The 16,488-nt window shown below is 47.5% G+C and carries 11 protein-coding genes; 7 read left to right on the forward strand and 4 right to left on the reverse strand.

Annotated features, from left to right (window positions below):
* Positions 1–76: 76 nt before the first annotated feature.
* The 5 genes from ACYVGR_RS32155 to ACYVGR_RS32175 all read left to right on the forward strand — a co-directional run bounded on the left by ACYVGR_RS32155 (position 77) and on the right by ACYVGR_RS32175 (position 9,491).
* Positions 77–679 carry an RNA polymerase sigma factor gene (locus tag ACYVGR_RS32155; protein ID WP_460964208.1) on the forward strand — a complete coding sequence of 201 codons (603 nt, stop codon included), beginning with the start codon at positions 77–79 and terminating at the stop codon, positions 677–679.
* 242 nt (positions 680–921) lie between these two features.
* Positions 922–2,028: a FecR family protein gene (locus ACYVGR_RS32160; protein ID WP_460964210.1), complete on the forward strand. Its 1,107-nt coding sequence runs from the start codon at positions 922–924 to the stop codon at positions 2,026–2,028.
* A gap of 198 nt (positions 2,029–2,226) precedes the next feature.
* Positions 2,227–5,847: a SusC/RagA family TonB-linked outer membrane protein gene (locus tag ACYVGR_RS32165; protein WP_460964212.1), complete on the forward strand. Its 3,621-nt coding sequence runs from the start codon at positions 2,227–2,229 to the stop codon at positions 5,845–5,847.
* 19 nt (positions 5,848–5,866) lie between these two features.
* Positions 5,867–7,672, forward strand: coding sequence for a RagB/SusD family nutrient uptake outer membrane protein (locus ACYVGR_RS32170; protein ID WP_460964214.1), 1,806 nt, complete (start codon positions 5,867–5,869; stop codon positions 7,670–7,672).
* 292 nt (positions 7,673–7,964) lie between these two features.
* Complete coding sequence (locus ACYVGR_RS32175; RefSeq protein ID WP_460964216.1) at positions 7,965–9,491, forward strand: FG-GAP repeat domain-containing protein; 1,527 nt, start codon at positions 7,965–7,967, stop codon at positions 9,489–9,491.
* Positions 9,492–9,740: 249 nt separating this feature from the next.
* On the opposite strand, the gene ACYVGR_RS32180 is transcribed toward ACYVGR_RS32175, so the two are convergent.
* A complete protein-coding gene (locus ACYVGR_RS32180) occupies positions 9,741–11,063 on the reverse strand; it encodes a DEAD/DEAH box helicase (RefSeq protein ID WP_460964218.1) in 1,323 nt (440 codons plus the stop codon).
* Between the two features lie 190 nt (positions 11,064–11,253).
* Between ACYVGR_RS32180 and ACYVGR_RS32185 the strand changes: the two genes are divergently transcribed.
* Together ACYVGR_RS32185 and ACYVGR_RS32190 are read left to right on the forward strand one after the other, a co-directional pair.
* Positions 11,254–12,582 (forward strand): DEAD/DEAH box helicase, encoded by a 1,329-nt coding sequence (locus tag ACYVGR_RS32185; protein WP_460964220.1) that lies wholly within the window; start codon positions 11,254–11,256, stop codon positions 12,580–12,582.
* Positions 12,548–13,726, forward strand: coding sequence for a DEAD/DEAH box helicase (locus ACYVGR_RS32190; protein ID WP_460964222.1), 1,179 nt, complete (start codon positions 12,548–12,550; stop codon positions 13,724–13,726). The genes ACYVGR_RS32185 and ACYVGR_RS32190 overlap by 35 nt, the downstream gene beginning before the upstream one ends.
* Positions 13,727–13,841: 115 nt before the next feature.
* Here ACYVGR_RS32190 and ACYVGR_RS32195 read toward each other — a convergent pair whose 3' ends face one another.
* From ACYVGR_RS32195 to ACYVGR_RS32205, 3 genes are all read right to left on the reverse strand, one after another.
* Entirely contained in the window at positions 13,842–14,177 is a 336-nt protein-coding gene (locus tag ACYVGR_RS32195; protein ID WP_460964224.1) for a hypothetical protein, read from the reverse strand.
* A gap of 205 nt (positions 14,178–14,382) precedes the next feature.
* Entirely contained in the window at positions 14,383–14,757 is a 375-nt protein-coding gene (locus ACYVGR_RS32200) for a hypothetical protein (protein ID WP_460964226.1), read from the reverse strand.
* A 416-nt stretch (positions 14,758–15,173) separates the two neighbouring features.
* Positions 15,174–16,472, reverse strand: a complete 1,299-nt coding sequence (locus tag ACYVGR_RS32205) for a type IX secretion system plug protein (RefSeq protein ID WP_460964228.1) — start codon at positions 16,470–16,472, stop codon at positions 15,174–15,176.
* Between the last annotated feature and the right edge of the window lie 16 nt (positions 16,473–16,488).

The raw sequence follows: 16,488 nt of genomic DNA on the forward strand, positions 1-16,488 counted from the left end.
AAAAAAAAGCCTTTTTGACACTTAATGGCATTATTTTGGAATATTTGTAGTTCTAAAATTCATCAACGTTAGATTAATGATTGAAACTGCTACATTAACCGATTTTCCTTCTGATCAACAGATCTGGCAACGGTTTAGAGAAGGCGATCAGGTTGCTTTTGAGCAGATTATTGCCACTAACTACAACAGTTTATTTCGGTTTGGCACCCGGTTTACCAAAGATGTCGGGCTGATCGAAGATTGTCTTCACGATCTATTTGTGTACCTCTGGGAGAAACGCCAATCGCTTGGGGCGACCGATTCGATTCGAAAATATCTGTTCAAATCCTTCCGACACAAAATGTTGCTGGAGTTGCAGCGGGTGTATCGGCGGGGCTGGGTTGCGGAGGACGAAGCGGCTGAGATGGCATCTGAGCAGAATTTTCAGGAAATCCTTTTTCGGCTGGAAAAAGAGCAGTTCACCACCCGAAAAGTAAAAGAAGCAATTAATCAATTACCCGTTCGTCAGCAGGAAGCGTTGTACTTACGTTACTTCGAAGGGCTGGATGTGGATCATATCGCCCAAATCATGAACATCAACCGCCAGTCTGTCTCTAATCATCTTCATAAGGCGCTCACCTATCTGCGCGAACACTGGCAGGGCTTTTCCGTCTCCATGCTGTTTTATTGCTTTTTTTAAGGTGGATCATGCCTGAGGCATGGTATATATTTTTCATTTTCACCGGGTTAAAACCCGGTGCAGTTCATCCATTCTATGTTTTGCGCCGGGTTTTAACCCGGTGAGAATGAAAAAATACCAGCTGTTTTTAGTCCACTTCCTTTATCCTTCAAAAAGAATCTAAAAAAAAGTTAAAAACAGAGGGTATATTTTTTTAGCTCGCTAATTGTCTGAATAAAGGGGTAGACAAGTAGCGTTTTTTGATGAAAACATTTAACCATTCCGAGCTAGGCGATTTTCTGGAGGACGAAACCTTTCGGCTGTGGCTGTTAGGTAAGGCCGAACCCGAACTAGCGCAGGAATGGGAGGAGTTCCCCTATCGATATCCCGAGAAAGCGGCTACATTCAGAAAAGCGCAGGAAACACTGCGAGCCATTCAGGGCGATACGTTTGTGCTGCCATCGGCAAAGGTTCGGCAAAATATCCGTCAAATTATGGAGGCTATTGAACCCGTTCCAGTTAGTCAGCCAGTGGTTTGGTATCAGATGCCGGTCTGGCGATGGGCCGCAGCCGCCGTGGTTCTGCTTGGTGTAACCTGGTTTAGCTGGCAACAGAATCGGTTAAACGCCAATACATCGGCCCGACTTTATCAGCACCTGGTCGCTACGGCCGAATCTCCCCTGGAAGAAGTTACGAACAAAACCGCCCGCAGCCAACTGGTTATGCTTTCCGATGGCAGCTCGGTGCTGCTTCAGCCAAATAGTCGTATCAGTTACCCGAAGCAGTTCAACCAGCACACAAAGCGGGAAATCTACCTGACAGGCGAAGCTTTTTTTGAAGTGGCTAAAAATCCGGAGAAACCTTTCTTTGTCTACGCCGATAATCTGATTACGAAAGTATTGGGTACCAGTTTTACCGTTCGGGCTGATGGAGAAAGTGAAGTCAATGTAATCGTGAAAACGGGGAAGGTGTCTGTGTTTACCCGGTCGGATAAAGAGCGAGTTGAAAAACAGCAATCGAAACAGTTAACCGGGTTAGTACTGACGCCGAATCAACGCGTACAGTTTTATCAGGACGAAAATCGCCTGTTACGCTCGCTGGTCGATTCGCCAACAGTACTCGATATGCCCATTCAACAATCGATGTTCGAGTTTGGGAATACACCCATTACCCAGGTTTTTGCCTCGCTCGAAAGAGCTTATGGTGTGGAGATTGTTTTCGATGCGGAGGTCATGAAAAACTGCTATCTGACGGCCTCGCTGGACGATGAACCCCTGTTTGAAAAACTCAATATGATTTGCCAAACGCTGGATGCTCAGTATGAGCAGATGGACGGAAAGATTTTAATTAGCAGCAAAGGATGTCAATGAATGTCATAAAATTACTCAACACAATTTCTTAGCCTATGTCTGAAAAATAAGTACGCTTACCTCCAAAAAAAGAGTCAGCAATGCGCCAACATCACTGACTCCAGAGTTTTCCCTCACTTGCTCTCTTCTAAAAAGCACCCTCTCCAACAGGGTAAGGGAATTTTATTGCCGATCTAAACCGACAAACAATTCAAAAGTATGACAATTCCAATACAAATGCAGCACCGGCTGCTTAAAATTATGCGAGTCAGTTTTTACCTGTTTTTTGTGGTAACAACGGTTGCTTCAATGGCACGGGCGCATGATACGTATGGTCAGGAATTACTCAATCGGCGTGTGAGCCTTCAACTCGCCAACCTGACCGTTGAACAGGCCATCAGTCGCATTGGCAAAGAAGTCGATGTGAAGTTCATGTATAACCCACGCATCTTTACACAGCAACGAATTGGTGCGCTTACGTTTACGAACGAAAGACTTTCCGACGTGCTCGATCGAGTACTGGGCCCTGCTGCTATTTCGTATGAAGTAGGCGGAAAAACAATTATCCTGAAACGGGTAGCTACTGCACCAGAAAGCAGCCCAAACGTCGAAAAACCCGTTCCGCCTATAACCGTCACGGGCCGGGTTCTCGATGAAACCGGCGCTGGGTTGCCAGGTGCCACGGTGTTGGTTAAAGGAACGAGCAACATTGGTACAGCAACCGACGCCGACGGTAAGTTCTCGCTGAACGTACCCGACGGTAATGCAACCCTGGTCATTTCATCGATTAGCTATACATCGCAGGAAATCGCCATTAACAACCGCACAACCCTACCCGACATCAAACTGGCGTCGGACGTAAAATCACTGAGTGAAGTGGTTGTGGTTGGGTATGGTACACAACGGAAAAAAGACCTCACTGGTGCCGTGGCTGTTGTGAACGTAGCCGAACTTCAGACACAGCCAACCTCACAGATTACCAATCAGTTGCAAGGGCGTGCTTCTGGCGTTACAGTACTTGGATCGGGGCAGCCTGGTGAGGCTCCACAGGTGCGGATTCGGGGGTTGAATACCTTCGGAAATAACCAGCCGTTGTACGTTGTGGATGGTGTACCGACGCAGAATATCAACGATATCAACCCCAACGATGTAGCGTCGATGCAGGTATTGAAAGATGCTGGTTCGGCGTCGATCTACGGTTCGCGGGCGGCTAATGGTGTGATTATCATTACGACCCGTCGCGGAAACGGTAAAGTAAAAGTTCAGTACGATTCGTATTACGGCACCCAGATTCCGAAAAGCGGTAACGTCTGGAATTTGCTCAATCCGCAGGAAACAGCACAGCTGAAGTTCAATGCGTTGCGAAATGCCAATCCAAACGTAGCCATCAACGATCCGCTGTATGGTAGTGGCGCCACGCCCGTATTGCCCGATTATATTTCGCCACAGGGAGCAAAGGAAGGTGATGCATCCGTAAATCCTGCCTTGTATAATGTAAACCCAACCTACAACAGCGCCGATCAGTACAACTCGTTCTACCGGATTACACGGGCCAACAAAACCGGCACCGACTGGTTCCACGAGATTTTCAAAGCGGCACCAATCATGAGTCAGAACCTGGCCGTTAGTGGTGGAGGGCCGCAAGGCAATTACCTGTTCTCGTTCAATTATTTCAACCAGCAGGGTACGCTGATCAATACCTACCTGAAACGGTATACGATCCGCTCCAACAGCCAGTACAACATTCGGGAAAACATCCGGGTGGGTGAGAACATTGCCTTTTCGGTGACGGACAACCCACGTGTTAACGCCTTGCAGGAAGGTAGCGCCATTGGTATGGCATTCCGGGAGCAGACCATTATTCCGGTCTACGACATCATGGGCAATTATGCCGGTGGTTATGGACAAGGACTTGGAAACGCCAGCAACCCGGTAGCTGTTCAGCAACGAACCGCAAATAACAAAGGGTTGAACAACCGATTGTTCGGGAACATGTATGCTGAGATCGACTTCCTGAAAGATTTCACGGCACGCACGAGTTTCGGGGGTGAGATTTTTATGGGGAATTTCCATTCGTTCACGTACCCAACGTACGAGAACCAGGAGAACACGACGACCAACTCATATACCGAAAATACGTTCAATGGCTCGAACTGGACCTGGACCAACACGATCCAGTACCAGCATAATTTCAACAACACGCACGATCTGAAAGTACTGGTAGGTACCGAAGCGTATAAGAATCAGGGTCGTAACGTGGGCGGTACAACGCAGGGCTATTTCTCCTTCGATCCAAACTTTACGAACCTCTCAACGGGGTCGGGAACGCCAACGAACTATAGCAATTACTACGCTGATGCGTTGTTCTCGCTGATTGGTCGGGTCGATTACTCGCTGAAAGACAAGTATCTATTGGGCGCAACTATTCGTCGGGATGGCTCGTCACGATTCCTGAACTACCAGTATGGCTGGTTCCCGGCGGTGAGTGCTGGCTGGCGGGCGTCGCAGGAAGACTTCCTGAAAGGTGTCACATGGTTAAATGACTTGAAAATTCGGGGCGGTTACGGGATCATGGGGAACCAGTTGAACGTAGACCCAGCCAATGCTTACACAACCTACGGTGGCGACAGAACATCGTCGTATTACGCCATCAATGGTTCGAACTCGGCTAATACGCTGGGCTTCCAACGGACCCGGATCGGTAATCCCGATGCACGCTGGGAGAAAAACATCAATGCCAACATTGGTTTCGATGCCAGCCTGTGGAAAGGTAAGCTTGATCTGACGGTTGATTACTACAACAAACAAGTTCGTGATCTGCTATACACGCTTGAACTGGCCGGAACGGCCGGTTTAGGTACTGCCCCCGCTGTGAACGTGGCTAAAATGCGTAACCACGGTTTGGATATTGCGGCTTCGACCAATCTTAACATCACAAGTGATCTGAAGATAAACGCCACAGCTACATTTACGAGCTACAACAATAAGATTGTGTCGCTGGCCGATGGTATCGACTATTTCGATCAGGAAGGCCGTCGGTTCAATGGTAGTTATATTGTTCGTAACTCAGTTGGCCATTCTATCGGACAGTTCTTTGGCTATAAGACTGCCGGATTCTGGAATTCGCAGGCAGAAATTGATGCGGCTAATGCGCAGGCTCAGCAAAAGACGGGTAACTCGGCTGCTGTATATCAGAGCGACGTAGCGGTCGGTCGTTTCCGGTATGCCGACACCAACGGCGACGGCCAGATTACGGATGCCGACCGGACTTACTTAGGCAATCCGAACCCAAAATTCAGCTATGGTTTGAATCTGGGTGCTACCTATAAGAAGTTTGACTTCAGCATTTTCTTCTACGGAACGCAGGGTAACGATATCTGGAACAACGTACGCTGGTGGACCGATTTCAACGCGAACTTCCAGGGTGCTAAAAGTCGGACAGCTTTGTATGATTCCTGGACGCCCGAAAATCACAATGCCAAAGCGCCAATTCAGGAAACCGTTGGATCGTTTAGCTCGGCCAACGTGCCTAACTCGTATTTCGTAGAAAACGGGTCGTACCTGCGGGCTAAAAACGCACAGATCGGCTATACGTTGCCCGCCAATTTACTGAAAAAGGCAGGTGTTGAGCGTTTGCGGGTGTACGTTCAGGCGGCTAACCTGTTCACGATCACCAAGTACTCGGGCCTGGACCCTGAAATTGGTACGACGGCAAACACCAACAACAGTTCAGGTGGTAGTTTGAATCAGTCGTTCTCAAATACTACCTCGTTTGGTATCGACGAAGGTGTTTATCCAAACCAGCGCCAGTTCCTGTTTGGCTTGAATGTGACGTTCTAACTCATTAACTCGACATACGATGAAAATACAACAATATATAGCCATCCTGGCAGTTACGGCGGTCAGCTTGACGTTTGACTCCTGTAAAAATAGTCTTGATATAGCCGCTCAGGGCGCCTTAAGTGACGAGACGCTGGCCACCGAAAGTGGGGTAGATGCGTTGCTTACGGGGGCCTATGCCGCGCTGGATGGTCAGTACAACAACGGCTCGGCACTGAACCTGAGTGGTTCCGATGCCTGGCAGGCATCGCCCAGTAACTGGGTATACGGAAGTATTGCTGGTGGTGATGCGCACAAAGGCAGTGACGGTAGCGATCAGCCGGCCATTGATGCCATCGCCAAGTTTACATCTGATCCCAGCAACGGCTTTTTTAACGGGAAATGGCGGACAGTATATGAGGGTATAAACCGGACGAACTCAACCTTACGGGTTCTGGCAAAGGCAACGAGTGTTTCTGATGCCAAGCGGACCAGTTTTACCGCTCAGGCTCGTTTTCTGCGGGCACACTATTACTTCGAGCTGAAGAAACTATTCAATAACATTCCGTGGATCGATGAAACCATCGAAACATCGGCTGCCAGTTCGCAACCGAACAATGTGGATATCTGGCCGAAAATTGAAGCTGATTTGAAGTATGCTGTGGATAATCTGCCGGCTACTCAGTCGGATATGGGTCGGGTAAATAAATGGGCAGCAATGACTTATCTGGCCAAAACTTATCTGTACGAGCATAAATATGCTGACGCAAAAACACTCTTCGATCAGGTGATTAGTTCGGGAGTTACCAGCAATGGACTGAAATATGCATTGGTGGCGAAGTTCCACGATAACTTCGATGCTGCTACGGAAAACAATTCTGAGTCAGTGTTCGCGATTCAGATGGTGGCTAATGATGGTACCGGTACCATCGCCAATGCCAATCAGGGCGATATGCTGAACTTCCCCTATGGTAATAGTCCATTCCGTTGCTGCGGTTTCTTCCAGCCATCGCAGGATTTGGCCAATTCGTACCGGACTGATGCGACGGGCTTACCGTATGTGGATGCTTACAATAGCCATCCTGTGAAGAACGATCAGGGCGTTGCGTCAAATCAGGCCTTTACACCCGACGCTGATAATCTGGACCCACGCATCGACTGGACGATTGGTCGTCGGGGTATTCCATATCTGGATTGGGGCAATCACCCCGGTGCCGACTGGATTCGAAGCCCAGGTCAGACCTATGCCGGACCGTATTCGCCGAAGAAAAATATTTACATGCAGGCTACGCAGGACCAGTATGCCGATAACCATTCGTGGGCACCGGGTACGGCTATTAACCTGAATTTGATTCGTTACGCCGATGTGTTGTTGATGGCTGCCGAAGTGGAAGCTCAATTGGGCAATCTGGATCAGGCGCAAACGTATGTCAATCTGGTACGGGCTCGGGCTGCTAATCCGGTCAACTTCGTGTACAAATACGCTAACGACGCAACGCCTTTGGCGGGTTATTCAACAACAACCGCTGCCAATTACAAAATAGTGGTGTATCCAGCGGGCCGATTTGCTAGCCTGGGTAAAGACGGTGCGCTGAAAGCGATCTATTTTGAGCGCAAACTGGAGTTGGCGATGGAAGGCCACCGCTTCTTCGACCTGGTACGCTGGGGAACGGCAGAAGCAACCTTGAATGCCTACTTTACCTACGAAAGTACCGTAACGACGGATATTCGGGGTGGTCATTTTACGTCTGGCAAAAGCGATTATTTCCCAATTCCACAACGGCAAATCGACTTGAGTACATCCAGTGGCAAGTCGTCGCTAACGCAGAATCCGGGGTATAATTAATGAGTTTATGATCTACGCAAAGAGGCAGTCATCGTGCTGCCTCTTTTTGTTTACCTAACGTCGGGTTGCTTCGGCCTGTTAGGGCCATAACAGCGCAGCGTCGGTAGAAGAAAATCATGAATAAGTTATTCGTGTGCCGTAGGTACACAACTGTATTGTTAGCCCTATGTTATGTACCTACGGCACATTTATAAACAACAAATGCCCCTAGCTATTGCTACCGACGCTACGCTGTTGTGGCCCTAACGGGCCTCGAAGGTAATTTTTGATTCAGGCTAATCTAATGCCAATAATGCACAAGCTTTTCCATCGAATTTATTTACTTCTAGTAATCGGCGCATGTGCTGCCCTGGCCGGTTGCCAATCCAGCACGGAATCAACCACAACGAAAGACCCGGTTGCTGCGGAGGGAGAAAAACTAGCTCGTCAGTATTGCGGTACCTGCCATTTGCCCGTTGCCCCTGAAGCACTGGATAAGGAGACCTGGAGCAAGCACGTTCTGCCCGAAATGGCGACCAAATTAGGGCTGGAAGTCTGGCAGAAAACCCACTATTACCCCTCACCAAACGCTACCATTTCGTTCGAAAACTGGACGAAGTTGTTGGCCTATTACGAAAAATTCGCACCTGCGAAACCCACCAAAGCGACCCCGCCAACGCCTTTGGTTAACGATTGGGCCATTTTCAACTTGCGAAAACCGGCTGAAATCAAAACCGAACTGGCTACTACAACGATGGTTGCTGTTGATTCGGTTAGTGGGCAGATTTATTCGAGCAATGAAAACACGTCAGGACTTTATCAGTGGAATTCGGCACTGAAACCAACCCTGATTCGTACCCTAAATTCACCTGCCGTTCAGGCGCGTTTTATACAGGCTGGCGGTTCTCATCGAGCGCTCCTGACCTGTATTGGAACGATGATGGCGGTTGATCGGCCCAGTGGTGAAGTTGTTGAGGTTGAGTTAGATAAATCGGCAACTAGCCAGCCTATTACCCTAGCAAGGCAATTGCCGCGTCCTATCCAATCAACGCCAGCAGATTTTAACCATGATGGTCTGACGGACTATATCGTTTGCGGATTCGGTCATAATGCCGGTGGTTTATACATGTTAAAGCAGCGGCCCGATCATCAGTTTGAGAAACAGGTTATTAAGGAAGTGCCAGGTGCTACCCAAGTCATTACGGGTGATTTTAACAACGACGGCTGGCTCGATTTTATGGCTCTCTTCGCCCATGCCGACGAGGGTATCTGGCTTTTTACCAACGATCAGCAAGGTGGTTTTAATGATCGTAATCTGCTCAAGTTTCCACCTGTTTACGGGTCTACCAGTTTTCAGTTAATCGATTTCAACAAAGATGGGCGATTGGATATTCTGTATACTTGTGGTGATAACAGCGATTATTCGCGAGTTCTGAAGCGATTTCACGGCGTTTATATTTTCCTGAACAAAGGCAATAATCGTTATGAGCAAGCCTACTTCTACCCAATCAACGGCTGCACCAAAGCCGTTGCCGCTGACTTCGATAAAGATGGCGATCTGGATCTGGCCACCATTGCTTTCTTCGGTGATCTAAAAAACAACCCCGCCGAAACTTTCATCTATTTTGAGCAGAAAAACCCATTGAATTTTGCTCCCCATGCAATACCCATACACACCTACGGCCGCTGGATGTGCATGGATGTAAATGACCTCGATCGAGACGGGGATCTGGATATTGTTTTAGGCAACTACTCGCAGGGGTTTTTGAATGAAGTCGGTTTCAAGCCTAATTGGAATGGGTATTTGCCGTTGATTGTGCTGGAAAATAAGGTTCGTTAGTTTGTAACAGATGGCGCTTATAGTGCAAGGCTCCAGCCTTATGCCAATTATTCTCCAACCTCTGGCCGAAAAAATTAATAGCCAACCGGCCAGATTGGTTTTTACTAAATAAATGCGATTTATTTTCCAGTCTCACCGGGTTTTAACCCGGTGAGACTGGAAAAAATAGAAAGGTATTTTCCTCGATTAATTAGTGAAAATCAATGAGACCGAAGAATAATCAGCACGAGCGTAGAAGTTCGCGCTATCCTAACGAGCTAGTTCAATTTTATACTTCTTCCCCTTCATTTTTTCGTCTTTGATTCGCTTCAGAAAAGCATCGACTTTGGCTTTTTTTACAGCGGCAAACGAAATGAAATCCTTCACCTCAATCAAGCCTAAATCGCCTTTTTCGAGTTGCCCCTTTTGAGAGAAAAAACCAACGATGTCAACTTTATTAAGCTTGTTTTTCTTCCCACCACTAATATAAATGGTCACAAATTCGGGTGGATTTGGTAAGGGTGAATTGGCGGGGAGTTCTAACGTTTCGAGCGATTTATCCAGATAAGGTGGGCGGGGTTCATCACGGTGTAAAATCACATAAGCCGTTCCCGATGTCTGCATACGCGCCGTTCGACCGTTGCGATGGGTAAACTCGTGCGCATGTGGCGGCAGATGGTAATGAATCACGTGTTTCATTTCGGGAATGTCCAGCCCGCGAGCCGCCAGATCGGTGGTAACCAGGTAATTGACACTGCCATTTCGGAACAGAATCAGCGCCCGTTCGCGGTCGTCCTGCTCCATGCCGCCATGATAAAAGGTCGAATAAATGCCCATTTCGTTCAACAAAGCGCTGGTTCGCTCGGCGGCTTCCCGATGGTTGCAGAAAATCAAAGCCGATTCCGAGTTCAGCGAGCAAAGCAGTTGAAACAGCGTCTCGATTTTGTCTTTTGCTTCTGAATAAACCAGCTTGACGGTTAAGCCCGTCGGTACATCTTCGTCGGACTTGAAGGTCAGCGTAGTGGGTGCGTTGAGCCGAATAAAATCGGGAATGGTAATGCCTGACGTTGCCGAGACGAGCACCCGTTTCCGGAGATTACGTAAGTCGCTGATGATATAGGCCATCTCCTCCTGAAATCCCAGTTCCAGCGATTTATCAAATTCATCCAGAACCAGCGTATGAATACCGTCCAGCGAGAAGGTTCGACGGGAAATATGGTCTGTAATTCGTCCGGGTGTGCCGATCAATAGGGCAGGGGGATTGCTAAGGTTCTTGATTTCGGTCTCCATCGGATGCCCACCGTAGCAGACGTTGACTTTATAGCCCGTCGCCATTTTCTTCCAGACCTGCTCAATCTGCAACGCCAGTTCGCGGGTGGGGGCCAGGATGAGGCACTGCACTTCATTGCGATCCGGCTTAAGCAATTGGAAAACGGGTAGTAGAAACGCAATCGTTTTACCCGAACCCGTCGGGGCTATCAAAAACGTATCGTTGTCCTGTAAAATGGCTTTCTGAGCAGCCTCCTGCATCGGTTTCAAGGCCGAAATGCCCAGATTGTTCAGAATCTGCTCCTGTTGTTGTGGGGTTATCATACCCTAAAAGTACGGATTAAATTTTTCGACAGGATTTACAGGATAAAACAGGATTTCTTTCTGATCTCTGGACAAGACTTATGTGGGTGAAGATTTAATAAAATCCTGTTTTATCCTGTAAATCCTGTCAGAAAAACATGGGTTCCCGGAATAGCCGTACCTTTGCAGGCTGGTAGACAATGAATAAGCTATGACGTTCGAGGAACTGAATCTGAATAAACCGCTAATAAATGCCCTGAATGACCTGGGCTACACAACGCCCACAACCATTCAACAGAATGTGTTTTCGGTAGTTATGTCGGGGCGGGATGTGTGCGGACTGGCACAAACAGGAACGGGGAAAACGCTGGCCTATCTGCTGCCCTGCCTTCGTCAGCTTCAATTTTCGAAGGAAAAACTGGCCCAACTTCTGATTATTGTGCCCACCCGCGAGCTGGTCGTTCAGGTGCTGGAAACTGTGAATCAACTGACAACCTATATGAACCTGACTGCTGTTGGCGTGTATGGGGGTGTCAACCTGAAACCACAGGCCGCGCAGGTTCAGCAGGGAATGGACATATTAATTGCGACACCCGGTCGGGTGGTCGATTTGTTGGCGAGTAATGTTCTGAAAACCAAAGCGATTAAAAAGCTGGTCATCGACGAAGTGGATGAGATGCTGGATCTCGGCTTTCGCGCACAGTTGAAAAACATTCTGGACCTGCTCCCGCAAAAGCGACAAAACTTATTGTTTTCGGCAACGATCACCCCCGAAGTCGAAGAATTGATTGATACGTTTTTCAACAATCCGGTCCGGGTTGAAGCCGCGCCTGTTGGTACACCGCTGGAAAACATTGCGCAATCGGCCTATGAGGTTCCTAACTTTTACACAAAGATTAACCTCCTGAAGCTGTTGCTGAATCAGGACGCTGCCATGACCAAAGTAATGGTCTTTGTGGCCACTAAGCAACTGGCGGATATGGTCTACGAAGAAATTGACGCTAAATTCCCCGGCCAGTTAGGGATTATTCACTCGAATAAGGCCCAGAATCAGCGATTTGAGGCTGTTGAGAACTTTAAATCGGGTGCGTTTCGGATTCTGATTGCTACCGATATTGTTGCCCGTGGATTAGACGTAGCCGAAGTGTCGCACGTGATCAATTTCGACATGCCCGACGTGCCGGAAAACTACATTCACCGAATTGGCCGAACCGGGCGGGCTGATCAGAAAGGGATTGCGATTAGCTTCATTACCCCCGCCGATCAGGAAAAACAGGAGGCTATCGAAGCGTTGATGAATTATCAGATTCCGTTGGTCCCGTTACCTGAAGATCTCGCCATTTCGGAGGTGCTGACTGAGGCTGAAAAGCCGAAGCTTCACCTGAAAATGCCAGAAGTGAAAGCACCCAAACGGGAAGATGTTGGTCCCGCTTTTCACGAGAAACTGGCTAAGAATCAAAAAGTAAACGTACGGCGCGATCACGCTGCCGAAAAAAGATTAAAATATGGTCGACCCATTAAACGAAGCGGAAAAAAATAACGCGACGTTCGCATCGCTCGGTTTATCCGAACCACTGGTAAAAGCTGCAGCGGAGCAATTATACACGCGCCCTTACCCCATTCAGCGGGATGCCATTCCGTCTATTCTGCGCGGGAAAGATATTCTGGGTATCGCTAAAACCGGTTCGGGTAAAACCGCCAGTTTCGTATTGCCCATTCTGGAATTGTTTCATCGGACAAAAGACGCCAGCAATCGGTACGCCAGCGTTCTAGTACTGGTGCCCACACGGGAGCTGGCAGGGCAGGTTGCCGAAGTATTTGAGTCTTTGGGAGTGCATCTGTTTCCGAAAGTAAAAACCGTGGCTGTTTATGGGGGTGTCTCCATCAACCCACAAATGCAGGCCGTGTACGGAGCTGACATTATTGTCGCTACGCCCGGTCGGTTGCTGGATTTGCTGGATCAGCGTGCCTTGCGGTTATCGGATGTTGAAATTCTGGTGCTCGATGAAGCCGATAAAATGCTTGAACTTGGTTTTGCCGACGAGATGAGCAAGTTGTTTGCGCTATTGCCCAAAAAACGCCAGACAATCCTATTTTCGGCAACCCTTGGCGACGCCATTCAGGATATAAACTCAACGCTGTTACGAACACCCATTAAAATTGAGGTTGCCGAAGAAGAAACCAATCTGGAGCAGATTGAGCAATTAGCCTATAAAGTTAGTGCTGAACGCAAAGGCCCGTTTCTGCGCTATTTGATCAAAACCGAAAAAATGAAGCAGGTTCTTGTATTTGTTTCATCGACCCGAACGGCTGACAATCTGGTTGTTAAACTGAATAAAAACGGCATTCAGGCCGCAGCTATTCATGGCCAGAAAGGGCAAAACATAAGAACCGAAGTACTCCAGAAATTCAAAGCAGGTCAGCTTACCGTGATGGTGGCTACCGATTTATTGGCGCGCGGCATTGACATTCAGTTGCTCCCGTACGTCATTAATTTCGATTTGCCCCGATCGCCCAAAGACTACGTTCACCGAATTGGTCGAACCGGTCGTGCCGAAGCGAAGGGGAAAGCGTTTTCGTTGATTACGCCTGATGATGAACACCATTTCAAAATCATCCAGAAAAAGATGGGCAAACGAGTCGAGCAGATCGATAGCGCCGAGTTTGATTTGCAGGGGTATTGATCAAAGTTTATAGGTTTTTGTCATCCCGACGACAGGAGGGATCCTAAAGTAGCCTTACGAGATTACTAGGAAACAGTAAGATCCCTCCTGTCGTCGGGATGACAAAAAATGTTTCTTATTTCTGCCGCTTGAATACTTTCGATAACCAACCCCAGCGATCCACATTCGGTTGTTGGGGTTCTTTTGTTGTAATAAACGTGTTGCCACCGTCCGATGAGTCTGATAATAGTTGCTTTTTGATCGAGTTAATGACGGCTTCGGATGGCTTTTTGGCGTAAATGCTCTGTACGGCTTCGATGGGAATCGTAACTTGTTTATTACCCGTTTTCGTTTTTACCAAAACCGTATAATGCAAGTCATCTTTGACCGTATGTTCGAGGTACTGGACAGCTCCACCCATACCTAATAACAACTCGATTGGCTCTTTGTCGGATTTGTAGTGTGCGTTCATGGATGTTTTTTGTAGTGTACTATTCAGTTGACTGTCAGATCGAAATACGATGCGGTAAGGACACTTTTCGAATCGAAAAGCTGCAAGCGTACAGGGTTGAATGATCCTAATCGAGTAAATTTTTTACAGCCTCCCCGACTATCTTGCCTGGAATAAACAAAGCCCGACAATTGCCGGGCTTTGTAATAGATTTCCTTCGTTTCTACTAGTTCATTGCAATGGTACGAACGGCTTGCTGAACAGGCTGCGATGACACATTCAGTTGCTTAACGATACTGCCTTCGTTCGATTTGATTTCCAGTTCATACTCGCCATCGGCCAAATCATTAACATTCAATTTAACAGTGTACTTGTCTTCTTTTTTGCCAATGTTGTGGTGATACAGTACATCGTGGCTTTTGTTCCGGAGTACTACTTCAATTGGGGTTTCGGCCGACTTACGAACGGCCACCCGAATCTGATGATCGGAGGTTACAAAGGCACTTGCGTCGAACGATAGCGTTTTGGGGGTGGTAGGATTAAACAGGGTTGAAGCGCTTAACAAAAGTGATGCGGCAACTTTGCTCATTAGTGGTAACATGGTAGTAGTTGTTTAGTGTTTGTGTTGTTTACTGAGTTGCTATCATTAAGTCAATGAGCGTGCCAAAACTTTAATTATCCTGTTTATCAGTGTATTATCTTTTGTGCCAATTCTTAGTTACGTCCGCAACCGGACAAATTCTGTTCACTTGCGGACAAAATCAGGACAGTTGATGACTGCCAATTAATCTGAAGAAGAAATTGGATAAAAGCGTGTAGTACGGGAAGAGGCTAATTGCCGATTAACCACTCTTTTAGAGCGGATAGCGATTAGTGAATTTTGTGTAAATCGAAATCAGATGAGCTTTCGAAAAGACTACCAGCACGGGTATAGATTTGCCAAATTGCCTTGTGGTATAGAAAAAGTGGAGGGCTTGTAGGGCTCAAACTAGCGCCTTAAGCCATTAACGCTTTACATCACTTCCGCTTATTCACGCCTATTTTCTGATACGCGATTAATTGATCGGCGCGAGATGCGGGTGGGCGGTGATACACAAATATTTCGTAGTCGTTTTCTGTGCCAGAATAGCTTCCTTCAATAAAATGCTCGTCTGTTTTGGGTGGCGTCGTTGTCGTTTGCCCAACGTAATCATAGTTGTAAACGCCCTGTTTGAGTAGAATTGTGGCTCTATAGGCCCCCAACAAAGCATCGAATGACATGCGATTTCGATCGTTTAGTTGCCAGAAATTAAACGCCCCGTTTACGTATATATCCCAGTTCTGCACTTCAGGTATTTTGAGCGTGAAAACCGTTTCGATGTAGTCTGCATTTGTTGCCCCATTGCTGGTTTCCCGTTGGTCGATTACAAATTGACCATTGAAATCATCACTTTGAATATAAGGGCCCTGATTTCGAGATTTATCCGTCTGCACATAAACCACATTTCGGTCGGCAAGCCGGTCGATTCGATCAATGTAGTTTGCGCGGGATAGTACCGTTCTTGTATCAAAAAACCGGTATTCATTCCCACCTAACATGGTGTTGCTCAGGTCGATGAGCTTATATTCCAGCGTCTGGTCGAAAGACTGTACATTGGTCGGACGTAATCCACGAATCTCACGATCATCACGGTAATTCTGCCGGATCACCACCTTGAAATCATCTTGTGGTGAGATAACCTGATAGCCTTTGTAGTTAATACTCAAATCGATTTGCTGATCGGAAAACTGGCGGGCCGGGTCTGTCGAAAAGCGTGCTTCGGCCGTTATCTGTACCCGATTCTGGTAGGTACAAAACCGACGGGTGAAGATGATGTTGTTTCGGTTACGCTCGTCGTAAACCACCAACAGGTAATTACCCGGCAGTTTCAGTTTGGGAAGCGTAAATCGGTAGTGATAATACGGAATTTTGGTGTTGATCGAATTTTGGTATTCCGTAATCGGATTGTCGTTATATTCATAGGTGAACTCAATGTCGTTCAGAATAGAGCGTTGCCAATCGGCGTTACAATGAACAATTCGAGCGCGAAATGAGCGATACGTAGCTGTCAGATCATCAAATTCGAGCTGGAGCGCTACCTGTTCATCCAGCGAAATAACTGGCGGATTGAGGGTTAGCGATGGGTCGAGCTGGTTGGTACTCACTTGTGGAAATAGCAGTACGGTTTCCACTTTCGGATCATAAATATGATCGATGGTTTTCAGCTGCTGCCCCCAGACAGGGGCCACTAGTATTCCCAAAAACAAAAGAGTAGACAATCGGGCAAGTAAACTCATTTAATCTTATTTTAAT

Source organism: Spirosoma litoris, assembly GCF_054776755.1.

What these genes read in the sequence shown, in the direction of transcription:
- ACYVGR_RS32175 (WP_460964216.1), top strand. Translation starts at nt 7,965, where the DNA reads ATGCACAAGCTTTTCCATCGAATTTATTTACTTCTAGTAATCGGCGCA.
- ACYVGR_RS32190 (WP_460964222.1), top strand. Translation starts at nt 12,548, where the DNA reads ATGGTCGACCCATTAAACGAAGCGGAAAAAAATAACGCGACGTTCGCA.
- ACYVGR_RS32200 (WP_460964226.1), bottom strand. Translation starts at nt 14,757, where the DNA reads ATGTTACCACTAATGAGCAAAGTTGCCGCATCACTTTTGTTAAGCGCT.
- ACYVGR_RS32155 (WP_460964208.1), top strand. Translation starts at nt 77, where the DNA reads ATGATTGAAACTGCTACATTAACCGATTTTCCTTCTGATCAACAGATC.
- ACYVGR_RS32185 (WP_460964220.1), top strand. Translation starts at nt 11,254, where the DNA reads ATGACGTTCGAGGAACTGAATCTGAATAAACCGCTAATAAATGCCCTG.
- ACYVGR_RS32165 (WP_460964212.1), top strand. Translation starts at nt 2,227, where the DNA reads ATGACAATTCCAATACAAATGCAGCACCGGCTGCTTAAAATTATGCGA.
- ACYVGR_RS32205 (WP_460964228.1), bottom strand. Translation starts at nt 16,472, where the DNA reads ATGAGTTTACTTGCCCGATTGTCTACTCTTTTGTTTTTGGGAATACTA.
- ACYVGR_RS32180 (WP_460964218.1), bottom strand. Translation starts at nt 11,063, where the DNA reads ATGATAACCCCACAACAACAGGAGCAGATTCTGAACAATCTGGGCATT.
- ACYVGR_RS32160 (WP_460964210.1), top strand. Translation starts at nt 922, where the DNA reads ATGAAAACATTTAACCATTCCGAGCTAGGCGATTTTCTGGAGGACGAA.
- ACYVGR_RS32170 (WP_460964214.1), top strand. Translation starts at nt 5,867, where the DNA reads ATGAAAATACAACAATATATAGCCATCCTGGCAGTTACGGCGGTCAGC.
- ACYVGR_RS32195 (WP_460964224.1), bottom strand. Translation starts at nt 14,177, where the DNA reads ATGAACGCACACTACAAATCCGACAAAGAGCCAATCGAGTTGTTATTA.